17 protein-coding genes are annotated in these 22,737 nt (G+C 51.1%); all 17 read left to right on the top strand.

Features of this window, described 5'->3' with window-relative positions; all coding sequences use genetic code 11:
- Window positions 1–164 precede the first annotated feature (164 nt).
- The 17 genes from Q3C19_RS01415 (at window position 165) to carB (ending at window position 22,710) form a co-directional block, all read left to right on the top strand.
- Window positions 165–1,514 (top strand): Na(+)-translocating NADH-quinone reductase subunit A, encoded by a 1,350-nt coding sequence (locus Q3C19_RS01415; protein WP_302726683.1) that lies wholly within the window; start codon window positions 165–167, stop codon window positions 1,512–1,514.
- Window positions 1,515–1,553: 39 nt separating this feature from the next.
- Complete coding sequence (locus Q3C19_RS01410; RefSeq protein WP_302726681.1) at window positions 1,554–2,723, top strand: NADH:ubiquinone reductase (Na(+)-transporting) subunit B; 1,170 nt, start codon at window positions 1,554–1,556, stop codon at window positions 2,721–2,723.
- A gap of 15 nt (window positions 2,724–2,738) precedes the next feature.
- Window positions 2,739–3,428 carry a Na(+)-translocating NADH-quinone reductase subunit C gene (locus Q3C19_RS01405; RefSeq protein ID WP_302726679.1) on the top strand — a complete coding sequence of 230 codons (690 nt, stop codon included), beginning with the start codon at window positions 2,739–2,741 and terminating at the stop codon, window positions 3,426–3,428.
- 4 nt (window positions 3,429–3,432) lie between these two features.
- A complete protein-coding gene (locus Q3C19_RS01400; RefSeq protein WP_071149868.1) occupies window positions 3,433–4,068 on the top strand; it encodes an NADH:ubiquinone reductase (Na(+)-transporting) subunit D in 636 nt (211 codons plus the stop codon).
- 90 nt (window positions 4,069–4,158) lie between these two features.
- Window positions 4,159–4,785: an NADH:ubiquinone reductase (Na(+)-transporting) subunit E gene (nqrE, locus tag Q3C19_RS01395; protein WP_071149867.1), complete on the top strand. Its 627-nt coding sequence runs from the start codon at window positions 4,159–4,161 to the stop codon at window positions 4,783–4,785.
- 19 nt (window positions 4,786–4,804) lie between these two features.
- Window positions 4,805–6,073, top strand: a complete 1,269-nt coding sequence (nqrF, locus tag Q3C19_RS01390; protein WP_302726676.1) for an NADH:ubiquinone reductase (Na(+)-transporting) subunit F — start codon at window positions 4,805–4,807, stop codon at window positions 6,071–6,073.
- 164 nt (window positions 6,074–6,237) lie between these two features.
- The gene (locus Q3C19_RS01385) at window positions 6,238–8,823 is read left to right on the top strand and encodes a DUF5686 and carboxypeptidase-like regulatory domain-containing protein (RefSeq protein ID WP_071150741.1); all 2,586 of its coding nucleotides are present in this window, start codon (window positions 6,238–6,240) and stop codon (window positions 8,821–8,823) included.
- 20 nt (window positions 8,824–8,843) lie between these two features.
- A complete protein-coding gene (locus Q3C19_RS01380; protein ID WP_022163798.1) occupies window positions 8,844–10,118 on the top strand; it encodes a replication-associated recombination protein A in 1,275 nt (424 codons plus the stop codon).
- Between the two features lie 42 nt (window positions 10,119–10,160).
- Window positions 10,161–11,117, top strand: coding sequence for a D-2-hydroxyacid dehydrogenase (locus tag Q3C19_RS01375; RefSeq protein WP_302726674.1), 957 nt, complete (start codon window positions 10,161–10,163; stop codon window positions 11,115–11,117).
- A gap of 10 nt (window positions 11,118–11,127) precedes the next feature.
- Window positions 11,128–11,727: a YigZ family protein gene (locus Q3C19_RS01370; protein ID WP_302726672.1), complete on the top strand. Its 600-nt coding sequence runs from the start codon at window positions 11,128–11,130 to the stop codon at window positions 11,725–11,727.
- 38 nt (window positions 11,728–11,765) lie between these two features.
- On the top strand, window positions 11,766–12,884 hold the full coding sequence (locus Q3C19_RS01365; protein WP_302726670.1) for an HpaII family restriction endonuclease: 1,119 nt from the start codon (window positions 11,766–11,768) through the stop codon (window positions 12,882–12,884).
- A 244-nt stretch (window positions 12,885–13,128) separates the two neighbouring features.
- Window positions 13,129–13,695 carry a nitroreductase gene (locus tag Q3C19_RS01360; protein WP_302726668.1) on the top strand — a complete coding sequence of 189 codons (567 nt, stop codon included), beginning with the start codon at window positions 13,129–13,131 and terminating at the stop codon, window positions 13,693–13,695.
- A gap of 340 nt (window positions 13,696–14,035) precedes the next feature.
- Window positions 14,036–15,880, top strand: coding sequence for a glutamine--fructose-6-phosphate transaminase (isomerizing) (gene glmS / locus Q3C19_RS01355; protein ID WP_277121442.1), 1,845 nt, complete (start codon window positions 14,036–14,038; stop codon window positions 15,878–15,880).
- A 21-nt stretch (window positions 15,881–15,901) separates the two neighbouring features.
- Complete coding sequence (locus tag Q3C19_RS01350) at window positions 15,902–17,785, top strand: amidophosphoribosyltransferase (RefSeq protein ID WP_071149861.1); 1,884 nt, start codon at window positions 15,902–15,904, stop codon at window positions 17,783–17,785.
- 4 nt (window positions 17,786–17,789) lie between these two features.
- A complete protein-coding gene (locus tag Q3C19_RS01345) occupies window positions 17,790–17,999 on the top strand; it encodes a hypothetical protein (protein WP_071149860.1) in 210 nt (69 codons plus the stop codon).
- The gene (gene carA, locus Q3C19_RS01340) at window positions 17,996–19,306 is read left to right on the top strand and encodes a glutamine-hydrolyzing carbamoyl-phosphate synthase small subunit (protein WP_302726665.1); all 1,311 of its coding nucleotides are present in this window, start codon (window positions 17,996–17,998) and stop codon (window positions 19,304–19,306) included. Before Q3C19_RS01345 ends, carA begins: the two co-directional genes overlap by 4 nt.
- A 173-nt stretch (window positions 19,307–19,479) precedes the next feature.
- Window positions 19,480–22,710, top strand: coding sequence for a carbamoyl-phosphate synthase (glutamine-hydrolyzing) large subunit (carB, locus tag Q3C19_RS01335; protein ID WP_302726663.1), 3,231 nt, complete (start codon window positions 19,480–19,482; stop codon window positions 22,708–22,710).
- Window positions 22,711–22,737 lie beyond the last annotated feature (27 nt).

The raw sequence follows: 22,737 nt of genomic DNA, 5'->3' as shown, positions 1-22,737 counted from the left end.
GCGTGTCCAGCCCTTGTTTTGTACGTGAAACAGTAACTTCGTGCTCGTTAACGGAATGTATTACGGAAATTTCTCTTTAATTCCTTTAACTTTTACTCTTTATTCACATTCTTTTTTGTTACTTTTGCCGCAAATTTAATGAAACCATTATTTTAGATAAACGCATGGCAAATGTAATTAAGTTACGCAAAGGCCTTGACATCAACCTGAAAGGCAAAGCCGCGGAAGAGCTTGTTACCGTAAAAGAGCCGGGATTCTATTCATTGGTTCCCGATGATTTTACCGGTATCACTCCGAAAGTGGTGGTCAAAGAACAGGAATATGTGATGGCCGGAGGACCCTTGTTTATTGACAAGAATCATCCCGAATTAAATTTTGTTTCGCCCGTGAGTGGCGTAGTGACAAGCGTGGAGCGCGGTGCACGCCGTAAGGTGTTGAACATCGTAGTAGAAGCTGCTACAGAACAGGATTACGAGGAGTTCGGCAAGATGGATCCGTCGAAGATGAACGCAGAGGAGGTAAAAGCTGCTCTCTTGAAAGCCGGTATGTTTGCTTTCATCCGTCAGCGTCCTTACGATGTGATCGCCGATCCGACAGTTGCTCCGAAAGCAATCTTTGTATCGGCATTCGACAGCAATCCGCTGGCTCCCAATTTCGAGTTTGCCCTGAAAGGCGAGGAGAAGAACTTCCAGACAGGACTCGACGCTTTGGCTAAGATGGCCAAGACTTACCTGAGCATCAGCGTGAAGCAGAAGAGTGCAGCTCTGACAGGTGCAAAGAATGTAACCATCACGGCTTTCGACGGTCCGCATCCTGCCGGCAACGTCGGCGTACAGATCAATCACATCTCTCCGATTGCAAAGGGCGAGACGGTGTGGACAATCGCTGCCGAGGCTGTTATCTTCATCGGCCGTCTGATGAACACGGGTCGGGTCGATCTGACACGCACGGTAGCCGTAACGGGTAGCGAAGTGCTGAAACCTGCTTATTGCAAACTGAAAGTGGGTGCGTTGCTGACCAATGTGCTCAAAGGCAATGTGACTACCGACAAAGACTTGCGTTATATCAGCGGTAATGTGCTGACGGGTAAGAAGATTGCTGCCAACGGCTATCTGGGCGCTTTCGATACTCAGGTGACCGTTATCCCCGAAGGTGACGAAACACACGAAATGCTCGGATGGATTATGCCGCGTTTCAATCAGTTCAGCGTAAGCCACTCTTACTTCAGCTGGCTGATGGGTAAGAAAGAATATGTGATTGACGCCCGTGTGAAGGGAGGCGAACGTCACATGATCATGTCGAACGAATACGACCGCGTGTTCCCGATGGACATTTATCCGGAATACCTGGTGAAAGCCATCATTGCCGGTGACATTGACCGCATGGAGGCTTTGGGTATTTACGAAGTGGCTCCCGAAGATTTTGCCCTTTGCGAATTTGTATGTTCGTCCAAGGTCGAAGTTCAGCGCATCGTGCGTGCGGGTCTTGACATGCTCCGTGCCGAAATGGCGTAATTCACGAATCAGAAACATTTATAAAATAGCAGAATATTAATGAAAGCGTTAAAAAATTATCTCGATAAGATAAAGCCGAACTTTGAAGAGGGCGGCAAATTCCACGCGTTTCGTTCGGTGTTCGACGGCTTTGAGACATTCCTGTTTGTGCCTAACACCACTTCGAAATCGGGAACGCATATTCATGACTCCATCGACAGCAAGCGTATCATGTCCATGGTGGTCATCGCGTTGATACCGGCACTTCTGTTCGGTATGTACAACGTAGGTTATCAGCATTTCCATGCTACCGGTGCAACCGGCAGTTTCATCGAAATGTTCGGTTACGGTTTTCTGGCCGTATTGCCGAAAATCATCGTTTCGTATGTAGTAGGTCTGGGTATCGAATTTGTGGTTGCCCAGTGGAAGAAGGAAGAAATTCAGGAAGGTTTCCTGGTTTCGGGTATCCTGATTCCGATGATTGTGCCGGTTGATTGTCCGTTGTGGATACTGGCTGTCGCTACGGCTTTCTCCGTTATTTTTGCCAAGGAAGTATTTGGCGGTACAGGTATGAACGTCTTCAATGTAGCTCTGATTACCCGTGCATTCCTTTTCTTCGCTTATCCTACCAAGATGTCGGGTGATGCTGTTTGGGTTTCAGGCGATTCTATCTGTGGCCTTGGACAGCAGGTGGATGGCCTGACAGTGGCTACTCCGCTGGGTGTGGCTTCTACGACAGGCGCTTATCCCGAATTCTCGTGGGACATGGTGACCGGTCTTATCCCCGGTTCTATCGGTGAGACCAGTGTCATAGCCATTGCTTTGGGTGCCATCCTGTTGCTGTGGACCGGCATTGCCAGCTGGAAGACTATGTTCTCCGTATTCGTAGGTGGTGCGTTTATGGCATGGGTATTCAATACCGTTGGTCCTGACACCCCGATGGCACAGATGCCCTGGTACGAACACCTCGTGCTCGGTGGTTTCTGCTTCGGTGCCGTGTTTATGGCTACCGACCCTGTTACTTCAGCACGTACCGAGACCGGAAAATACATTTTCGGATTCCTGATCGGTGCAATGGCTATCATTATCCGTGTGCTCAACCCCGGTTATCCCGAAGGTATGATGCTGGCCATCCTGCTGATGAACATCTTTGCTCCGCTGATCGACTACTGTGTAGTGCAGAGCAACATCAACAACCGTGCCAAACGTGCAACTAAGTCTAACCGCTAAAAATACCGAAAGAAAATGAATACCAATAGCAATAGTTATACTATCATTTATGCTTCGGTAATGGTGATTATCGTTGCATTCCTGCTGGCATTCGTAAGCTCTTCGCTGAAAGAGACTCAGAACAAGAATGTAGAGCTCGATACGAAGAAGCAGATTCTTGCTGCCCTCAACGTGAAGGAGGTGAAGGATGCCGAAGCCGAATATAATAAATATGTAAAGAGCGACATGCTGGTGAACGAAGACGGTTCGCTGACCGAATACACCGGCAAGTTTGTGACTGCTTTCGAGAAAGAAGCTAAAGAAAACAACCGCCTGCACGTGTTTGTAGCCGAGGTTGATGGTGAAACCAAGTATGTATTCCCCGTTTACGGTGCCGGTTTGTGGGGTGCCATCTGGGGATATGTGGCTTTGAACGGCGACAAGGATACCGTTTATGGCGTTTACTTCTCGCATGCCAGCGAAACTCCGGGTCTGGGTGCCGAAATTGCCGGTGCACACTTCCAGGGCGAATTCCGGGGAAAGAAAACGCTGGAAAACGGCGAGATTGCCTTGGGCGTTGTAAAGAACGGTAAGGTAGAAAAGCCCGATTATCAGGTTGACGGAATCTCGGGAGGTACGATTACTTCGGTGGGTGTAGATGCCATGCTGAAGAATTGTCTGAGCAGTTACAAGAGTTTTTTAACCAATAATAATGAGGAGGAATAAGAATATGGGACAGTTGTTTTCGAAAAAGAATAAAGAAGTATTCTCAACTCCGATCGGAATGAACAATCCTGTCACCGTGCAGGTATTGGGTATCTGTTCCGCATTGGCTGTAACTGCCAAGCTGGAACCGGCCATCGTGATGGGTCTTTCCGTAACCGTGATCACTGCTTTTTCCAATGTGGTGATTTCATTGATCCGTAAGACCATTCCCAATCGTATCCGTATCATCGTTCAGCTGGTAGTAGTTGCCGCTTTGGTAACTATCGTGAGCGAGATTCTGAAAGCATTTGCTTATGATGTAAGTGTTCAGCTTTCGGTATATGTAGGTCTGATTATTACCAACTGTATCCTGATGGGACGTCTGGAGGCATTTGCCATGCAGAACGGTCCGTGGGAATCTTTCCTCGACGGTATCGGAAACGGTTTGGGATATGCCAAGATTCTTGTGATTGTAGCTTTCTTCCGCGAGCTGCTCGGATCGGGTACGCTGTTCGGATTCAATATCCTGAATTACGAACCCCTTCAGAAGATCGGTTACGTGAACAACGGTTTGATGCTGATGCCGCCTATGGCACTGATCATCCTTGCCTGCATTATCTGGTACCAGCGTTCGCGTCATAAAGAGTTGCAAGATAAATAATATATAATGAAGAATGAAGAATGAAAAATGAAGAATCCGTTATGGGAAATTCTTAATACTTAATTCTGAATTCTCAATTCAAGATAAATTATGGAACATTTATTAAGTTTATTCGTCCGCTCCATTTTCGTGGACAACATGATATTCGCGTTCTTCCTGGGTATGTGTTCGTACCTGGCTGTATCAAAGAACGTGAAGACTGCCGTCGGACTGGGTATTGCGGTAACCTTCGTGTTGGTGGTTACGCTGCCGGTCAACTATCTGTTGCAGACTAAAGTGCTGGGTCCGAACGCTCTCATCGAGGGTGTGGATTTGAGCTTCCTTAGTTTTATTCTTTTCATTGCCGTGATTGCAGCTATCGTACAGCTGGTAGAAATGATTGTAGAGCGTTTCAGCCCTTCATTGTATGCCTCGTTGGGTATCTTCCTGCCGCTGATTGCCGTTAACTGTGCCATCATGGGTGCCTCTCTGTTCATGCAGCAGCGTATTACGCTGGGCGAAAGCGATCCGAAGTACATCGGTGACGTTTGGGATTCTATCTCTTACGCTCTTGGTTCGGGTCTGGGCTGGTTGCTGGCTATCGTAGGTCTGGCTGCCATTCGCGAAAAGATGGCTTATTCGGACGTTCCTGCCCCGCTGAAAGGTCTGGGTATTACGTTTATCACAGTAGGCCTCATGGCAATGGCATTTATGTGTTTCTCTGGTTTGAACATCTAATAAAGAAAGGAATAAGACAATGGATATGAATATGATATTAGCAAGCATTGGAGTATTCCTGGTGGTTGTTCTGTTGCTTGTGATAATTCTGCTGGTTGCCAAGAACTTCCTGGTGCCTTCAGGAAATGTGAAACTTACCATGAATGGCGACAAGGTGCTTGAGGTCGCTTCTGGTGGCACACTGCTGAATACATTGGCAGTCAATGGCGTTTACCTTTCTTCTGCCTGTGGTGGAAAAGGATCGTGCGGACAATGTAAATGTCAGGTTGTAGAAGGTGGCGGTGAAATTCTGCCTTCTGAAGTTCCTCACTTCAGCCGTAAACAACAGAAAGACCACTGGCGTCTGGGTTGTCAGGTCAAGGTGAAGGGTGACATGTCAATCAAGGTTCCCGAAAGCGTATTGGGAGTAAAAGAGTACGAATGTACCGTTATCTCCAACAAAAACGTGGCTACCTTTATCAAGGAATTCAAAGTGCAGCTTCCTGCCGGTGCCCATATGGACTTCCTGCCGGGTTCGTATGCACAGATTAAGATTCCTGCATTCACGATGGATTATGACAAGGATATCGATAAAGGCCTTATCGGCGACGAGTATTTGCCGGCATGGCAGAAGTTTGGCCTCTTCCCGTTGAAGTGTGTCAACCCTGAGCCTACCGTACGTGCTTACTCTATGGCCAACTATCCGGCCGAGGGTGATGTGTTCATGCTGACAGTACGTATCGCTACTCCTCCGTTCAAGCCCGACCGCAGTGGCTTTATGGATGTTAATCCGGGTATTGCTTCTTCTTACATCTTTACCCTGAAACCGGGTGACAAGGTGACGATGAGTGGTCCTTACGGAGACTTCCATCCGCACTTCGATTCGAAGAAGGAGATGATCTGGGTAGGTGGTGGTGCCGGTATGGCTCCGCTGCGTGCACAAATCATGCACATGACCAAGACGTTGAATACGCGTGACCGCGAAATGCACTACTTCTACGGTGCACGTGCCTTGAACGAAGTATTCTACCTGGACGACTTCCTCGGACTGGAAAAAGAATTCCCCAACTTCCACTTCCATCTGGCACTCGACCGTCCCGATCCTGCTGCCGATGCTGCAGGCGTGAAGTATACTCCGGGCTTCGTTCATACGGTTATGTACGACACATATCTGAAGAATCACGAGGCTCCCGAAGATATTGAATACTACATGTGTGGTCCTGGCCCGATGTCGAAGGCTGTGGTCAACATGCTTGACGGTCTGGGTGTTGAGTCATCCAGCATTATGTACGATAACTTCGGCGGATAATTAACCTGCCTGAAACTGGATAAATGCGGAGCGGCAACTGGATTTCGAAACAGTTGTCGCTCCGTCGTTTTTATATAGATAAACATTCGTCTTGTTTCTTTAGGATTATAAATGTTTTGGGTTTGGCGGTAATTTCGTAACTTTGCGGTCTGATTATGGAATGTATGAAGCATATATATACCGTTTTATTCTTCTGTCTGGTGTCTTTATTCATATCTTTTGACGCTTCTGCCCAGATAAAAGGTGTGGTTACGGATTCCTTGACCAATGAGCCTCTGATGTATATTACCGTTCAGTACGAGGGAAAAGGAGTGGGCGCCATAACGAATGCCGAGGGTGAATATCAAGTCGAGACACGTAAGGGCTGGGATGAGCTGATGTTTTCAGCTATTGGATATATTACAAAGCGGGTGAAGCTGACTCCGGATACCAAGGTCCTTAATGTGCAATTGGCACCGGCTGATGTGATGCTGTCCGAAGTCGTAGTAAAGCCCAAAAAGGAAAAATATTCGCGTAAGAATAATCCTGCCGTGGATTTCATGCGAAAAGTAATTGCCAATAAGAAGGCTTTGAAGCTGGAAGAAAATGACTATTACCAGTACCAGAAGTACGAGAAGATGAAGATGTCTATCAACGATGTCACTCCGGAGAAGATGGAAAAAGGCATCTATAAGAAATTCTCTTTCTTCAAAGACCAGGTAGAAGTCTCGCCCAAGACCAACAAGATGATCCTTCCCATTTCGATCAAGGAAACGGCTTCCCGAACCATTTACCGGAAGAGTCCGAAAAGCGAGAAGACCATCATTGAAGGAATGAATTCAACCGGTATCGAAGAGTTCTTTAATACCGGCGATATGCTGGGTACTATCTTGAATGATGTCTTTTCGGACATTAATATCTACGATGATGATATCCGTCTGTTGCAACGCCGTTTTGTGAGCCCCATCGGTCGGGGAGCCATTACTTTCTACAAATATTATCTGATGGATACCTTGATGGTGGACAAACAGGAGTGTGTGCACCTGACTTTTGTGCCTCAGAATCCGCAAGACTTTGGCTTTACCGGACATTTGTATGTGGTGAAAGACTCTACGTATGCAGTGAAACGCTGTACTATGAATCTGCCCAAACGAACGGGGGTGAACTTTGTGGATAATATGGATATCGTTCAGGAATATGAGCAGCTGCCCGACGGTAACTGGGTGCTGACCGACGATGATATGACGGTGGAACTGGTTTTTGTGAAAGGTATACAGGGACTGGAAGTGCAACGTACCACCAAATATACGGATTATAAATTCGATGAAATAGAACCGCGGCTTTTCCGTTTGAAAGGAAATGTTATCAAGGAAGCCAATATGCTGGCCAAGAGTGATGAATATTGGGCCAAGGTTCGGCAGGTTCCTCTCACCAAGAAAGAGAGCAACATGGACATATTCATGAACCGGATTGAGCAGATACCAGGTTTCAAATACGTCATCTTCGGTGCCAAGGCGCTGATCGAGAATTTCGTGGAAACAGGTAGCAAAGAGCATCCGAGCAAAGTGGATATTGGTCCTATCAATACAATGATTACCAGTAACTATGTCAACGGCACCCGTTTCCGTCTGAGTGCTATGACTACCGGAAACCTGCATCCACACTGGAGTTTCAGCGGTTATGGAGCCTATGGTACGAAAGACAAGAAATGGTTTTATTCCGGTCAGGCGGCCTATTCTTTCAACAAGCGCGAATATGTGCTGTGGGAGTTCCCCAAACATTATCTGGCCTTTAAGTATACTTACGACGTCATGTCGCCTATGGACAAGTATCTGATGACCGATAAGGATAATATGTTTGTCGGATGGAAGTGGACCACTGTCGACCAGATGTCCTATATACGCGATGCTACGCTGACTTATGAGCTTGAAACCAATAGCGGATTCTCCGTAATGGCTATGGCACGCCACCGCAACGATCAGCCTGCCGGCGTGTTGCAGTACTGGAAGAACAATGGCAAGGTGGCCGGGCAGTGGGATGCCACGAATACACTGGTGCACGACATGACTACCACCGAACTGGGAGTTACGTTGCGCTATGCTCCCGGCGAGACGTTTGTCAATACCAAGCAGCGCCGTGTACCGGTGTCGCTCGATGCTCCGGTATTCACACTGTCGCATACGGCCGGCTTTAAAGGAGTGCTGGGTGGAGAATACAACTTCAACCTGACAGAACTCAGTTTGCGTAAGCGTATATGGTTTGGCTCGTGGGGCAAGCTGGATGTTACGGCCCGTGCCGGTGCACAATGGAACACGGTTCCGTTCCCCTTGCTGAATCTGCCTATGGCCAATCTTTCGTACATTACCCAGAATAATGAGTCATTTAACCTCATTGACAATATGGAGTTCTTGAACGACCGCTATGCGTCGTTGGCACTGAGCTATGACATGAACGGAAAACTTTTCAACCGTATTCCGCTTATCAAGCGCCTGAAGTGGCGTGAGCGTTTCCGCATCCGGGGCTTGTGGGGAACACTGACAGACAAGAACAATCCGTACAAGAGCAACAATCCCGACCTGTTCCTGTTTCCGATGCGCAACGGATTGCCAACCAGTTACGTGATGGGCAAGACGCCTTATGTCGAAGCAAGTGTGGGAATATATAACATCTTCAAGCTGATACATATCGAATATGTCCGGCGTCTGACCTATACCAATATGCCGGGGGTACAGAAAGATGGCATACGTTTTATGATATTGACGATATTCTAAAGAAAAGAAAGGAAGTACACGTGCAACCATTAGCAGAAAGGCTCAGGCCTAAGACATTAGATGAATACATCGGCCAAAAACATTTAGTTGGCCAGGGAGCTGTATTACGCAAGATGATCGATGCCGGGCGCATTTCTTCCTTCATATTGTGGGGCCCTCCCGGAGTAGGAAAAACAACTTTGGCACAAATCATAGCCAATAAGCTGGAGACTCCTTTCTACACATTGAGCGCTGTTACGAGCGGTGTGAAAGACGTGCGTGACGTGATAGACCGTGCCAAAAGCAACCGTTTCTTCTCGCAGGCCAGTCCTATTCTTTTCATCGACGAAATTCATCGTTTCAGCAAGTCGCAGCAGGATTCGTTGTTGGGAGCCGTCGAGCAGGGAGTTGTTACGCTGATTGGAGCTACTACCGAGAATCCTTCTTTCGAGGTTATCCGTCCGTTGTTGTCGCGCTGCCAGCTCTATGTGCTGAAGTCGCTTGAAAAGGACGACCTGCTTGAACTGCTGAACCGCGCCATTACTACCGACGTGGTATTGCGCGAACGTACCATCGAACTTCGCGAGACAACAGCCATGTTGCGCTACAGTGGTGGCGATGCCCGTAAGTTGCTCAATATTCTCGATCTGGTTGTTTCGTCCGAGTCGGATGATCCGGTTGTCATTACCGACCAGCTGGTGACCGACCGTTTGCAGCAGAATCCGCTTGCTTACGACAAGGATGGCGAAATGCACTACGACATCATATCCGCTTTCATCAAGTCTATTCGTGGCAGCGATCCCGATGCGGCTATCTACTGGTTGGCCCGTATGGTCGAGGGTGGGGAGGACCCGGCGTTTATAGCCCGCCGGTTGGTCATTTCGGCTTCCGAAGACATCGGCCTGGCCAATCCTAACGCCATGCTTTTGGCCAATGCCTGTTTCGATGCGGTGATGAAGGTCGGATGGCCCGAAGGACGTATCCCTTTGGCCGAGACAACGATTTATCTGGCTACCAGCCCCAAGAGCAATTCGGCTTATAACGCCATCAACGATGCACTGGAACTTGTCCGGCAGACGGGTAACCTGCCTGTCCCCCTGCACTTGCGCAATGCTCCTACCAAGCTGATGAAACAGTTGGGCTATGGCGACAACTATAAGTACGCACACGACTATCCGGGACATTTTGTCCGCCAGCAGTTTATGCCCGACGACCTGAAGGAACATCGCATCTGGCAGCCGCAGGACAATGCAGCGGAGCAGAAACACAGTGACCGTATGCAAGCTTTGTGGGGCGAGCGTTTTAAGAAGAAATGAAAGAGTGAATGATAATAATAACAGAATAAAATTGTAGAATCTATGAAAATTGTAGCATTAGACGGCTATGCCGCCAATCCGGGAGACCTTTCCTGGGATGAACTGAAGGCTTTGGGCGAATGTGTCATTTACGACCGTACTGCTCCTGAAGAAGTACTTGAACGTGCCGCCGATGCCGAGGTGGTGCTGACCAATAAGGTTGTCATTACAGCCGAAATGATGGCTGCATTGCCACAATTGAAATATATCGGAGTGATGGCTACCGGATATAACATCGTTGATATCGATGCAGCCCGCGAACGCGGCATTATCGTTACCAATATACCTTCGTATAGCACTGATTCGGTAGCGCAGATGGTTTTTGCCCATATCCTGAACATCGCCCAGCAGGTGCAACACCATTCCGAGGCGGTGCATCAGGGACGCTGGACTGCCAGCAAGGACTTCTGCTTCTGGGATACACCGCTTATCGAACTGCGTGGCAAGAAGCTGGGTATCGTAGGACTGGGCAATACGGGATATACGACGGCACGTATTGCCATCGGTTTTGGCATGGAAGTGTATGCATATACTTCCAAGTCCTCTTTCCAGCTTCCGCCCGAAATCAAGAAAATGGAGCTGGACCAGCTGTTCAGCGAGTGCGACATCATCAGCCTTCACTGCCTGCTGACCGACAAGACACGCGAGCTGGTCAATGCAGCGCGTTTAAAACTGATGAAACCTACAGCCATCCTTATCAATACCGGACGTGGACAGCTGGTCAACGAGCAGGATCTGGCCGATGCGCTTAACAACGGACAGATCTATGCAGCCGGACTGGATGTGCTTTCGCAGGAACCTCCTAAGGCCGACAATCCGTTGCTGACAGCCCGCAACTGCTACATCACTCCCCACATAGCCTGGGCAAGTGCTGCGGCTCGCGAACGGCTGATGGGAATCTTGCTCGACAACCTGAAAGGGTATATGGAAGGCAAGGTTATCAATAATGTTGCAAAGTGAAACAGTACCGATGAGTGAAGATACCTATAAGACCATTGTTGCTCCTTCCGAAGGTATATACACCGAGAAGCGCAGTAAGTTCATAGCCATGGCTTTTCCTGTGCGTACGGTAGACGAAATCAAGGTGCATCTCGAAGCTTGTCAGAAGAAGTATTACGATGCCCGCCACGTGTGCTATGCCTACATGTTGGGGCACGAGCGGAAAGACTTCCGGGCCAACGACAACGGAGAACCTTCGGGCACGGCAGGAAAGCCGATACTGGGGCAGATCAACTCCAACGAACTGACGGACATCCTGATTGTGGTAGTACGTTATTTCGGTGGCATCAAGCTGGGGACCAGCGGGCTGATACAAGCCTACAAGGCAGCAGCGGCCGAAGCCATTGCGGCTGCGGAGTTTATCGAGCGAACAGTGGACGACGTGGTGTCTTTTCTATTCGAATATCCTTTTATGAACGATGTGATGCGTGTTGTCAAGGAGATGAATCCCGAAATCGTGCAACAGGCTTATGACATGGATTGCAGTATGACGCTTCGCATCCGTCGTTCGCTGATGCCTGCCCTCAAGGCGCGGCTCGAAAAAGTAGAAACCCTCCGTTATCCGGAGTAAATGATAGATTATTTATTTCATTTATATTATAAAGTAGTATGTCTTTCAACGCAACCAAACGAGAACTGGGCGAGATTTATACCTTTTTCCGCTTATTGGCTGATGGCGTAGTCGCTATGGGCACTCCGCATGCTGTGGCCGATGAGGGCGAACGCTGGCCTGTGGCCATGATACAACGTGAAGAGCACGATGGCACCCGCCGTTATTATGTAGGCGAAGACATCCGGACGGTCTCCGGAAGTCTGGAAAAGAACGGAATTTTTCTGCCTCGTCCCGACAGTGAGCGTCACTTCCCGCGCGAAGACTTTGCAACTGCTGCCACACTTGTGCTGGATCTGTTGAAGTTGCCGGGCGAAGAAGTGGAAGTCGATGACAGCCTGGAGGCTTTTCTTGATGCGGTCTGCATCTACGACCTCGAAGCCCGCACCGACGACCGTACCGATTTTTCTATCGCATTCTGGCATGCCGATGCGCCTCTTATGGGGTTTGCCGTCCGTTGCCGTCTCAGTCCGATGAATCCTTTGCTTGACGGAGGACGTACAGCCAATCTGAAGTTCGAACAGACGGGGATAAAGTTTGCCGTACCTACGGTGAACAAGATCAATGCCCTGCCTGAAGCTCCTAACGAGGTGGCCGACCGCATGCTGATGATAGAGCGTCTGGGCGGTGTACTGAAGTATGCCGATGTAGCCGATCGGGTGTTCCGTTGCAATCTGTTGATGATCGATCTTCACTTTCCGCGCATGCTGGCCGAGATGGTCCGGCTGATGCATCTGGAAGGCATTACCCGCGTCAGCGAACTGACCGAACGTATTCGCGAAATCAACCCGCTGAAGATAAAGGACGAACTGATTCAGAAACATCATTTCTATGAGTACAAGATGAAACAGTTCCTCATGGCCTTGGCTTTGGGCATGCGTCCGGCCAAAATCTATAATGGTACCGACTCGGCTGTCGAAGGCATGCTGCTGGCCGATGGCAAGGGGGAGGTAATCTGTTATCACCGTTCCCGCTATCAGGTGTTTGCCGATTTCCTTTTTCAGAATACCCGTTTCGAGAAGGGCTCGCTTGACAAAGACAAATACGGATTCCTGGAAAGGGAGAATGGCAGCTATTATTTCAAATTGAATGCCAAGATAGGGCTGGTGAAACGCTGACGTCTGTCTTTGGGGACTGGACAGTTTGAGAAATATCAAACGATATAATAAAACATATTATTATTTCAACTTTCACAAGCTCAAGTTGCAGTTGACGAGCAACAAGTTAACGAGTTGACAAGGTGTTTGTAGCGAGCCGTTTCAAGCGGCACTTTATCAAACGGGGCATTCCAGCCTAGTAGACTTGTTGACTGAAGCCTTGTCAACTAATAAGTTGAGCACTTGCGAAACTTAAATTATTATTATGAACGAAGTATTACAGAACATCAAGGCACGTCACAGTACACGTGTCTACACCGAAAAGCAAGTTTCTGTCGAGGACTTGTCTTTGATATTGGAGGCTGCGACTCATGCTCCCAGTGGTATGAATTTTCAGGACTGGCATTTTACAGCCATCCAGAATGCCGATCTGTTGCGCCAGCTCAACGACAAAGTAAAGGAAGCCTTTGCTGCAAGTGATAATCCGCAGTGGCAGGAGCGTGGCCACAGCGATTCGTATTGCTGCTACTATCATGCTCCTACGCTGGTGATTGTGTCGGGCAAAGCAGACAGCTCGTTGACTCCTTTCGATTGTGCCTGTGCACTAGAGAACATTTTTCTGGCCGCTACCTCCCTCGGCATTGACTCTTGCTGGATCAATCAGCCCGGACAGACGTGCGACCATCCGGCCATGCGCACGTTTCTTACCGAGGAACTCGGCATCCCGTCCGACTATCGCGTATTCGGTTGTGCAGCTTTGGGATATGCTCCCGCAGGTACACCTGTCAAGGAACGTAAACTCAAGGAATATACAGTGACGATGATCCGATGAAAGCACATTGATTTTTCCCTAACTGGAGAATTATTTTTTCCCAGTTGGGGAAAAATCTTTTTCTAACTGGGCAATTTTTCCTGACTTTGTCTATTTGAATTTCTTCAGGTAGTTCTGCCTTGCAATGATTGGCATATTGGACCCGATAGGTTCCTTTATAGGGAATTATGGTATAATGATTGAGGCTGTCCCCCCTAAAAATTCAGCTTGATAGGAGTAGATATTTGAGAAGGAAAGGGAATTTATTATGTATTTTTGATAAAGAAACTGCAATAAAATTGACTTTATGTTCGTGAAAAAGCATATCTTTGCACTGCAAATATTAAAACTGTAAACTATTATGTGTGGAATCGTAGGCTATATAGGTCACAGAAAAGCCTACCCCATTCTTATCAAAGGGTTGAAGCGGTTGGAGTACCGCGGGTATGATAGTGCTGGGGTAGCATTGATCAGTGACAATTGTCAGTTGAATGTATACAAGACGAAAGGGAAAGTGGCAGACCTTGAAACTTTCGTCAGTCAAAAAGATATTTCCGGTACTATCGGTATTGCCCATACTCGTTGGGCCACTCACGGGGAACCTTGTTCCGCCAATGCTCATCCTCATTATTCCTCTTCCGGGCGCTTCGCCCTTATTCATAACGGTATTATTGAAAATTATGCAGTGCTGAAGGAAAAACTTCAGGCAAAAGGCTATCAGTTCAACAGTAGTACGGACACGGAAGTGCTGGTTCAGCTGATAGAGTATATACAGTCGGCCGACCACATCGACCTGCTCACTGCCGTACAGCTTGCCTTGAGAGAGGTGATAGGGGCATACGCCATCGCCGTGATGGACCGTGACAATCCCGACGAAATCGTCGCAGCCCGCAAGAGCAGTCCGCTGGTAGTCGGGATTGGCGAAGGCGAATTTTTCCTGGCTTCCGATGCTACTCCTATCGTTGAGTATACCGACAAGGTGGTGTATCTGGAGGACGAGGAGATTGCGGTGATCCGTCGCGACAGTCCGCTGAAGGTAGTCAATCTGAATAATGTAGAATGTCCGCACAAGGTACAGACGGTATCCATGAACTTAGGACAGCTGGAGAAAGGCGGTTATCCGCACTTCATGCTGAAAGAGATTTTCGAGCAGCCGGCCTGCATCAACGATTGTATGCGGGGCCGTGTCAACGTAGAAGGAAACAATGTGGTACTGTCTGCCGTTATAGACTATAAGGAACGTCTGCTGGCGGCCAAACGCTTCATTATCGTGGCGTGCGGTACGTCGTGGCATGCCGGGCTGATAGGCAAGCAACTGATAGAAACGTTTTGCCGTATTCCGGTTGAGGTGGAATATGCTTCTGAATTCCGCTATCGCGACCCGGTAATCGGTCCGGACGATGTGGTGATAGCCATTTCGCAGAGTGGTGAGACTGCCGATACGCTGGCTGCCGTAGAGCTGGCCAAGAGCCGGGGAGCTTTCATATACGGCATCTGCAATGCCGTCGGTTCGAGCATTCCTCGGGCTACCGATACGGGGTCGTACATACACGTTGGTCCCGAAATCGGTGTGGCTTCTACCAAGGCCTTTACGGGGCAGGTGACGGTGCTTGCCATGCTGGCACTGACGTTGGGACGCGAGAAGGGGACGATAGACGAAGCCAAGTACGTGTCCGTAGTGCAAGAGCTGCAGCACATTCCGGAGAAGATGGAAGAGGTGCTGAAGCTGAACGACCGCATAGCCGAACTGTCCAAGATATTCACCTATGCGCATAACTTCATCTACCTGGGCCGCGGATATGCCTATCCGGTGGCACTGGAGGGTGCGCTGAAGCTGAAAGAAATATCCTACATACATGCCGAGGGTTATCCGGCTGCCGAGATGAAGCACGGTCCTATTGCCTTGATCGATGCCGAAATGCCGGTCGTTGTGGTGGCCACGCAGAACGGACTTTACGAAAAGGTACTGAGCAACATACAGGAGATAAAGGCACGCAAGGGCAGGGTAGTGGCACTCGTGACCAAGGGAGACAACATTATTAGCCGCGTGGCCGACACGGTGATCGAACTGCCTGCCGTCATGGAATGCCTCGACCCGCTGATAACGACTGTCCCCTTGCAGCTGCTGGCCTATCACATTGCTGTGTGCAAGGGCATGGATGTGGATCAGCCGAGAAACCTGGCAAAGTCGGTTACAGTAGAATAATAGAATAATCCGGATAATGATATGGAACAATTGAAACATGAATGCGGTGTGGCGATGATACGCCTTCTAAAGCCGCTCGATTATTACCAGAAGAAGTATGGCACGTGGATGTACGGGCTCAACAAGCTCTATCTGCTTATGGAAAAGCAGCACAACCGCGGACAGGAAGGAGCCGGATTGGCCTGTGTCAAGCTGGCTGCCAATCCCGGCGAGGAATACATGTTCCGCGAGCGTGCATTGGGGTCGGGTGCCATTACCGAAATCTTCTCGACGGTGCAGAGCCACTTCAAGGATCTGACTCCCGAACAGCTGGCCGATGCCGGTTATGCCGAGAAGTGCCTGCCGTTTGCCGGCGAAGTCTACATGGGGCATTTGCGCTATTCCACTACCGGCAAGTCGGGACTGACCTATGTGCACCCCTTCCTGCGCCGCAACAACTGGCGGGCCAAGAATCTGGCTCTTTGCGGTAACTTCAATCTGACCAACGTTGACGAAATATTTGCCCGCATCACGGCCATGGGCCAACACCCCCGCAAGTATGCCGATACGTATATCATGCTCGAACAGGTAGGCCATCGTCTGGACCGCGAGGTAGAACGTCTGTTCAACATGGCCGAAGCCGAAGGACTGACCGGCATGGATATTACGCACTATATCGAAGAGCATGTCGACCTGGCCAATGTCCTGCGTACTTCGAGCAAGGACTGGGATGGCGGCTACGTGATGTGCGGTCTGACAGGCAGCGGCGAGAGCTTTGCCGTGCGCGACCCTTGGGGCATCCGTACCGCCTTCTGGTATCAGGATGACGAGATAGCCGTGCTGGCCAGCGAGCGTCCCGTGATACAGACCGTACTCAATGTCCCGGCCGACAGCATTCGCGAACTTCAGCCCGGACAGGCCATTTTCATCAGCAAGGCAGGCCGCTTGCGCACAGTGCAGATCAACAAGCCGCGCGGACTGAAGCCCTGTTCCTTCGAACGCATCTACTTCAGCCGTGGCAGCGATATGGATATTTATCGCGAGCGGAAACTGCTGGGTGAGAAGTTAGTGCCCAGCATTCTGAAAGCTGTCAATTACGACATCGACCATACCGTCTTCTCCTTCATCCCAAATACGGCCGAGGTAGCCTTCTACGGAATGCTTCAGGGACTGGACGAGTATCTGAACGAGGAGAAGGTGAAACAAATAGCCGCCTTGGGCCACAACCCCAGTCACGACGAACTGGAACGCATCCTTTCGCGCCGCATCCGTAGTGAGAAGGTGGCCATCAAGGACATCAAGCTGCGCACGTTCATCGCCGAAGGCAACACGCGCAACGACTTGGCGGCTCACGTTTACGACATCACCTACGGCAGTCTGGAGCCGGGCGTGGACAATCTCGTCATCATCGACGACTCCATCGTTCGCGGTACTACCTTGCGTCAGAGCATTATCGGCATTCTGGACCGTCTCAATCCGAAGAAGATTGTCATCGTCAGCTCTTCGCCACAGGTGCGCTATCCCGACTATTATGGCATCGACATGGCCCGCATGAGCGAGTTCATCGCCTTCCGTGCTGCCATCGAGCTGTTGCGCGACCGCGACATGAAGGACGTCATTGCCGCTGCCTACCGCAAGGCCAAGGCGCAGGCCGACCTGCCCAAGGAGCAGATGGTGAACTACGTGAAGGACATTTACGCCCCCTTCACCGACGACGAGATAGCGGCCAAGATGGTGGAACTGCTCAAGCCTGATAGCGTCCGTGCCAAGGTGCAGATTGTCTACCAGCCCCTCGAAGGGCTGCACGAGGCCTGCCCCAACCATCCGGGCGACTGGTACTTCAGCGGCGACTATCCCACGCCCGGCGGCGTGAAGCTGCTCAACAGGGCCTTCATCGACTACATCGAACAAGTCTATCAATTCTAAGTATATGGAAGAACAGAAGCAGAAGGACAAAGAATACATCGACGGTTCCTCGCTGGCCATCGGCCTGTCATTAGGTACGGCCTTCGGCATCATTTTCGACAACCTGGCCCTCTGGTTGCCCATGGGCGTAGCCATGGCCTTTGCCCTGAGTGTGATGAAGAAGAGGAAGAACAAAGACAACAACAGTAACAATAACGATACGAACAGACAATGAGAAACGTAACCCTTATCCTCGACGACGGTACCCGCTTCCGCGGTCAGTCGTTCGGTTATGAAAAGCCGGTAGCAGGCGAGGTGGTGTTCAATACGGCCATGACGGGATATCCCGAGAGCCTGACGGACCCCTCGTATGCCGGCCAGTTGATGACTCTGACCTACCCGCTGGTGGGCAACTACGGCGTGCCGCCCTTCACCATCGAAGGCAACGGACTGGCCACCTTCATGGAGAGCGAGAAGATACACGCCGAGGCCATCATCGTGAGCGACTATTCCGAAAACTACAGCCACTGGAACGCCGTGGAGAGCCTGGCCGACTGGCTGAAGCGCGAACACGTGCCCGGCATCACGGGCATCGACACCCGCGAACTGACCAAGGTGTTGCGCGAGCATGGGGTGATGATGGGGCGCATCGTATTCGATGATAATGAAGAATTAAGAATGAAGAATGAAGAATCAACCTTCGGTGGAAATGAAGAATTAAGAATTAAGAATGAAGAATCAGGCTGCGCTGCGGTGTCGCATGGCAATTCTTCATTCGGAGGCGAAGCCGACATTCTTCATTCTTCATTCTCCGTTCTTCATTCTTCATTTAATTATAGTGAGGTGAACTATGTAGACCGCGTTTCCTGCAAGGACATTATCGTTTACGCCGGCGACAAGAGTTATTCGCTGGCCACCGTCTTGTCTAAAGAAGAGCTGAACACCTCCATCGCGCAGCTCGATTCTTCATTCTTCATTCCTCATTCTTCATTGAGAAAGAAGGTCGTCCTTGTCGATTGCGGCGTAAAGACCAACATCCTGCGCTGTTTGCTGAAGCGTGGGGTCGAAGTAATCCGTGTGCCTTGGGACTACGACTTCAACCTGCTGCAGTTCGACGGCCTCTTCATCTCCAACGGTCCGGGCGACCCCGATACGTGCGACGCTGCCGTGCAGAACATCCGCAAGGCTATGGCCAATGAAAAGCTCCCCATCTTCGGCATCTGCATGGGCAACCAGCTCCTCTCGAAGGCAGGCGGAGCCAAGATATACAAGCTGAAGTACGGACACCGCAGCCACAACCAGCCCGTGCGCATGGTGGGCACCGAACGTTGCTTCATCACCAGTCAGAATCATGGTTACGCGGTGGACAACAACACGCTGGGCGCCGACTGGGAACCGCTGTTCGTCAATATGAACGACGGATCGAACGAGGGCATCCGCCACAAGCGCAACCCCTGGTTCTCAGCACAGTTCCACCCCGAAGCTGCCTCTGGTCCTACAGATACGGAGTTCCTTTTCGACGAGTTCGTGAAGCTGCTCTGAATGTAGAAAAAACGCGCCGCCTTTTGTGGCAAAACTCACCGCGTTTTGTGACAAAATGCGCCGCATTTAATGAGCAAATGCGCCGCATTTAGTGAGCAAACGCGTCGCCTTTGGCGGACAACCTTCTGAGGTATAAAAACATTAACGACCATTTAGCAACGAAAAAACAAGATATGAAAGAGAACAACATACGAAAAGTCCTGCTGCTCGGAAGCGGCGCGCTGAAGATCGGCGAGGCCGGCGAGTTCGACTACTCCGGTTCGCAGGCACTTAAGGCCCTCAAGGAAGAGGGCATCCAGACCGTCCTCATCAACCCCAACATTGCCACCGTGCAGACTTCGGAGGGTGTGGCCGATCAGATTTACTTCCTGCCCGTCACCCCTTACTTCGTCGAGAAGGTGATTGAAAAGGAGCGCCCCGACGGCATCATGCTGGCCTTCGGCGGACAGACGGCGCTGAACTGCGGCGTGGCACTCTATAAGGAAGGCGTGCTGGAGAAGTACAACGTGCAGGTGCTGGGCACCCCCGTACAGGCCATCATCGACACCGAAGACCGCGAACTCTTCGTGCAGAAACTGAACGAAATCGACGTGAAGACCATCAAGAGCGAGGCCGTCGAGAACGCCGAAGACGCCCGTCGCGCCGCCCGCGAGCTGGGCTATCCGGTCATCGTCCGTGCCGCCTATGCCTTGGGCGGACTGGGTTCGGGCTTCTGCGACAACGAGGAGGAACTGAACGTGCTGGTCGAGAAGGCCTTCTCCTTCTCGCCCCAGGTACTTGTCGAGAAGAGCCTGCGCGGCTGGAAGGAAGTGGAGTACGAGGTAGTGCGCGACCGCTTCGACAACTGTATCACCGTCTGCAACATGGAGAACTTCGACCCGCTGGGCATCCACACGGGCGAAAGTATCGTTATCGCTCCCAGCCAGACACTGTCGAACACCGACTACCACAAGCTGCGCGAGCTGGCCATCCGCATCATCCGCCACATCGGCATCGTGGGCGAGTGTAACGTGCAGTATGCCTACGACCCGCAATCCGAGGACTACCGCGTCATCGAGGTCAATGCCCGTCTTAGCCGCTCGTCGGCTCTGGCGTCGAAAGCTACCGGCTATCCGCTGGCATTTGTGGCCGCCAAGCTGGGCTTGGGCTACGGACTGTTCGACCTGAAGAACTCCGTGACCAAGACCACTTCGGCCTTCTTCGAGCCTGCGCTGGACTACGTGGTGTGCAAGATACCGCGCTGGGACCTCGGCAAGTTCCACGGCGTAGACAAGGAACTGGGTTCGTCGATGAAGTCCGTGGGCGAGGTCATGGCCATCGGCCGCACCTTCGAGGAAGCCATTCAGAAAGGTCTGCGTATGATAGGCCAAGGCATGCACGGCTTTGTAGAGAACAAGGAACTCGTCATTCCCGACATAGACAAGGCACTGCGCGAGCCGACCGATAAACGTATTTTCGTCATCTCGAAAGCCTTCCGTGCCGGCTACACCGTAGACCAGATACACGAGCTGACCAAGATAGACCGCTGGTTCCTGGAGAAGCTGATGAACATCATGCGCACCTCGAAGGAACTGCACGAGTGGGCAGGCAACCACAAGCTGCTTGCCGACCTGCCCGACGACCTGTTGCGTAGGGCCAAGCGTCAGGGCTTCTCCGACTTTCAGGTGGCCCGCGCCATCGGCATGGAAGGCGAGATGGAAGACGCCATCGTCACCCTGCGCCGCCACCGCAAGGAGCGCGGCATCGTCCCCGTGGTGAAGCAGATAGACACACTGGCTGCCGAATATCCTGCACAGACCAACTATTTGTACCTGACCTATAGCGGTGTGGCCAACGATGTTCACTATTTGGGCGACCACCGCAGTATCGTGGTACTGGGTTCGGGTGCCTATCGCATCGGCTCCAGCGTGGAGTTTGACTGGTGCGGGGTGCAGGCCTTGAATACCATCCGTAAGGAGGGTTACCGTTCTGTGATGATCAACTACAACCCCGAGACCGTGTCTACCGACTACGACATGTGCGACCGCCTCTACTTCGACGAGCTCACCTTCGAGCGCGTCATGGATATCCTCGACCTGGAGAATCCGCACGGCGTCATCGTCTCTACCGGCGGACAGATACCGAACAACCTGGCTTTGCGCCTCGATGCACAGCACGTCCGCATCCTCGGCACTTCGGCCCAAAGCATCGACAATGCCGAAGACCGCGACAAGTTCTCGGCCATGCTCGACCGCATCGGCGTAGACCAGCCCGAATGGAGCGCGCTGACTTCGATGGAAGACATCAACGCTTTCATCCAGAAGGTAGGTTTCCCCGTGCTTGTACGTCCGTCGTATGTGCTCAGTGGTGCTGCCATGAACGTCTGCTCCAATCAGGAAGAGTTGGAACGCTTCCTGCAGCTGGCCGCCAATGTATCGAAAAAACATCCTGTGGTAGTGAGTCAGTTCATCGAACACGCCAAGGAAGTCGAGATGGATGCCGTGGCACAGAACGGCGAAATCATCGCCTACGCCATCTCCGAGCACATCGAGTTTGCCGGTGTGCACTCGGGCGACGCCACCATTCAGTTCCCGCCGCAGAAGCTCTATGTGGAGACCGTGCGCCGCATCAAGCGCATCAGCCGCCAGATTGCCAAGGAGCTGAACATTTCCGGTCCTTTCAACATCCAGTTCCTGGCACGCGACAACGATATCAAGGTCATCGAATGTAACCTCCGTGCTTCCCGCTCGTTCCCCTTTGTCAGCAAGGTGCTGAAGCTGAACTTCATCGAGCTGGCTACGAAGGTCATGCTGGGCATCCCCGTGCAGAAGCCGGACAAGAACCTCTTCGACCTGGACTACGTGGGCATCAAGGCTTCGCAGTTCTCCTTCAACCGCCTTCAGAAGGCCGACCCCGTACTGGGCGTCGACATGGCCTCTACGGGTGAGGTGGGCTGCATCGGCGACGATACCTCGTGTGCCGTGCTCAAGGCCATGCTGTCTGTGGGTTACCGCATCCCGCAGAAGAACATCCTGCTGTCCACCGGCTCCACGGAGCAGAAGGTAGACATGCTGCCTGCTGCCCGACAGTTGCAGCGTAAGGGTTACAAGCTCTTCGCTACGGGTGGTACGTCGAAGTTCCTCACCGAGAACGGCATTGAAAACACCCGCGTCTACTGGCCCAGCGAGAACGGTCAGCCTCAGGCTTTGGACATGCTCCACAAGAAGGAAATCGATATGGTGGTCAACATCCCCAAAAACCTGACGGCGGGCGAGCTGAGCAACGGTTACAAGATACGCCGTGCCGCTATCGACCTCAACATTCCGCTCATCACCAACGCCCGTCTGGCCGGTGCCTTCATCAATGCTTTCTGCACGATGTCGGTCGATGACTTGGGCATTAAGTCGTGGGCTGAGTACAAGTAAGGCAGCTTATCGCTTTTATAATATAGG

It is taken from the genome of Bacteroides sp. ET489 (genome assembly GCF_030518095.1).
GTDB classification, from domain to species: domain Bacteria; phylum Bacteroidota; class Bacteroidia; order Bacteroidales; family Bacteroidaceae; genus Bacteroides; species Bacteroides ndongoniae.
The sequence above is the reverse complement of the archived record's forward strand: the minus strand, read 5'-3'. Positions and strand labels throughout refer to the sequence as shown.

What these genes read in the sequence shown, in the direction of transcription:
- Q3C19_RS01415 (WP_302726683.1), top strand. Translation starts at nt 165, where the DNA reads ATGGCAAATGTAATTAAGTTACGCAAAGGCCTTGACATCAACCTGAAA.
- Q3C19_RS01410 (WP_302726681.1), top strand. Translation starts at nt 1,554, where the DNA reads ATGAAAGCGTTAAAAAATTATCTCGATAAGATAAAGCCGAACTTTGAA.
- Q3C19_RS01405 (WP_302726679.1), top strand. Translation starts at nt 2,739, where the DNA reads ATGAATACCAATAGCAATAGTTATACTATCATTTATGCTTCGGTAATG.
- Q3C19_RS01400 (WP_071149868.1), top strand. Translation starts at nt 3,433, where the DNA reads ATGGGACAGTTGTTTTCGAAAAAGAATAAAGAAGTATTCTCAACTCCG.
- nqrE (WP_071149867.1), top strand. Translation starts at nt 4,159, where the DNA reads ATGGAACATTTATTAAGTTTATTCGTCCGCTCCATTTTCGTGGACAAC.
- nqrF (WP_302726676.1), top strand. Translation starts at nt 4,805, where the DNA reads ATGGATATGAATATGATATTAGCAAGCATTGGAGTATTCCTGGTGGTT.
- Q3C19_RS01385 (WP_071150741.1), top strand. Translation starts at nt 6,238, where the DNA reads ATGAAGCATATATATACCGTTTTATTCTTCTGTCTGGTGTCTTTATTC.
- Q3C19_RS01375 (WP_302726674.1), top strand. Translation starts at nt 10,161, where the DNA reads ATGAAAATTGTAGCATTAGACGGCTATGCCGCCAATCCGGGAGACCTT.
- Q3C19_RS01370 (WP_302726672.1), top strand. Translation starts at nt 11,128, where the DNA reads ATGAGTGAAGATACCTATAAGACCATTGTTGCTCCTTCCGAAGGTATA.
- Q3C19_RS01365 (WP_302726670.1), top strand. Translation starts at nt 11,766, where the DNA reads ATGTCTTTCAACGCAACCAAACGAGAACTGGGCGAGATTTATACCTTT.
- Q3C19_RS01360 (WP_302726668.1), top strand. Translation starts at nt 13,129, where the DNA reads ATGAACGAAGTATTACAGAACATCAAGGCACGTCACAGTACACGTGTC.
- glmS (WP_277121442.1), top strand. Translation starts at nt 14,036, where the DNA reads ATGTGTGGAATCGTAGGCTATATAGGTCACAGAAAAGCCTACCCCATT.
- Q3C19_RS01350 (WP_071149861.1), top strand. Translation starts at nt 15,902, where the DNA reads ATGGAACAATTGAAACATGAATGCGGTGTGGCGATGATACGCCTTCTA.
- Q3C19_RS01345 (WP_071149860.1), top strand. Translation starts at nt 17,790, where the DNA reads ATGGAAGAACAGAAGCAGAAGGACAAAGAATACATCGACGGTTCCTCG.
- carA (WP_302726665.1), top strand. Translation starts at nt 17,996, where the DNA reads ATGAGAAACGTAACCCTTATCCTCGACGACGGTACCCGCTTCCGCGGT.
- carB (WP_302726663.1), top strand. Translation starts at nt 19,480, where the DNA reads ATGAAAGAGAACAACATACGAAAAGTCCTGCTGCTCGGAAGCGGCGCG.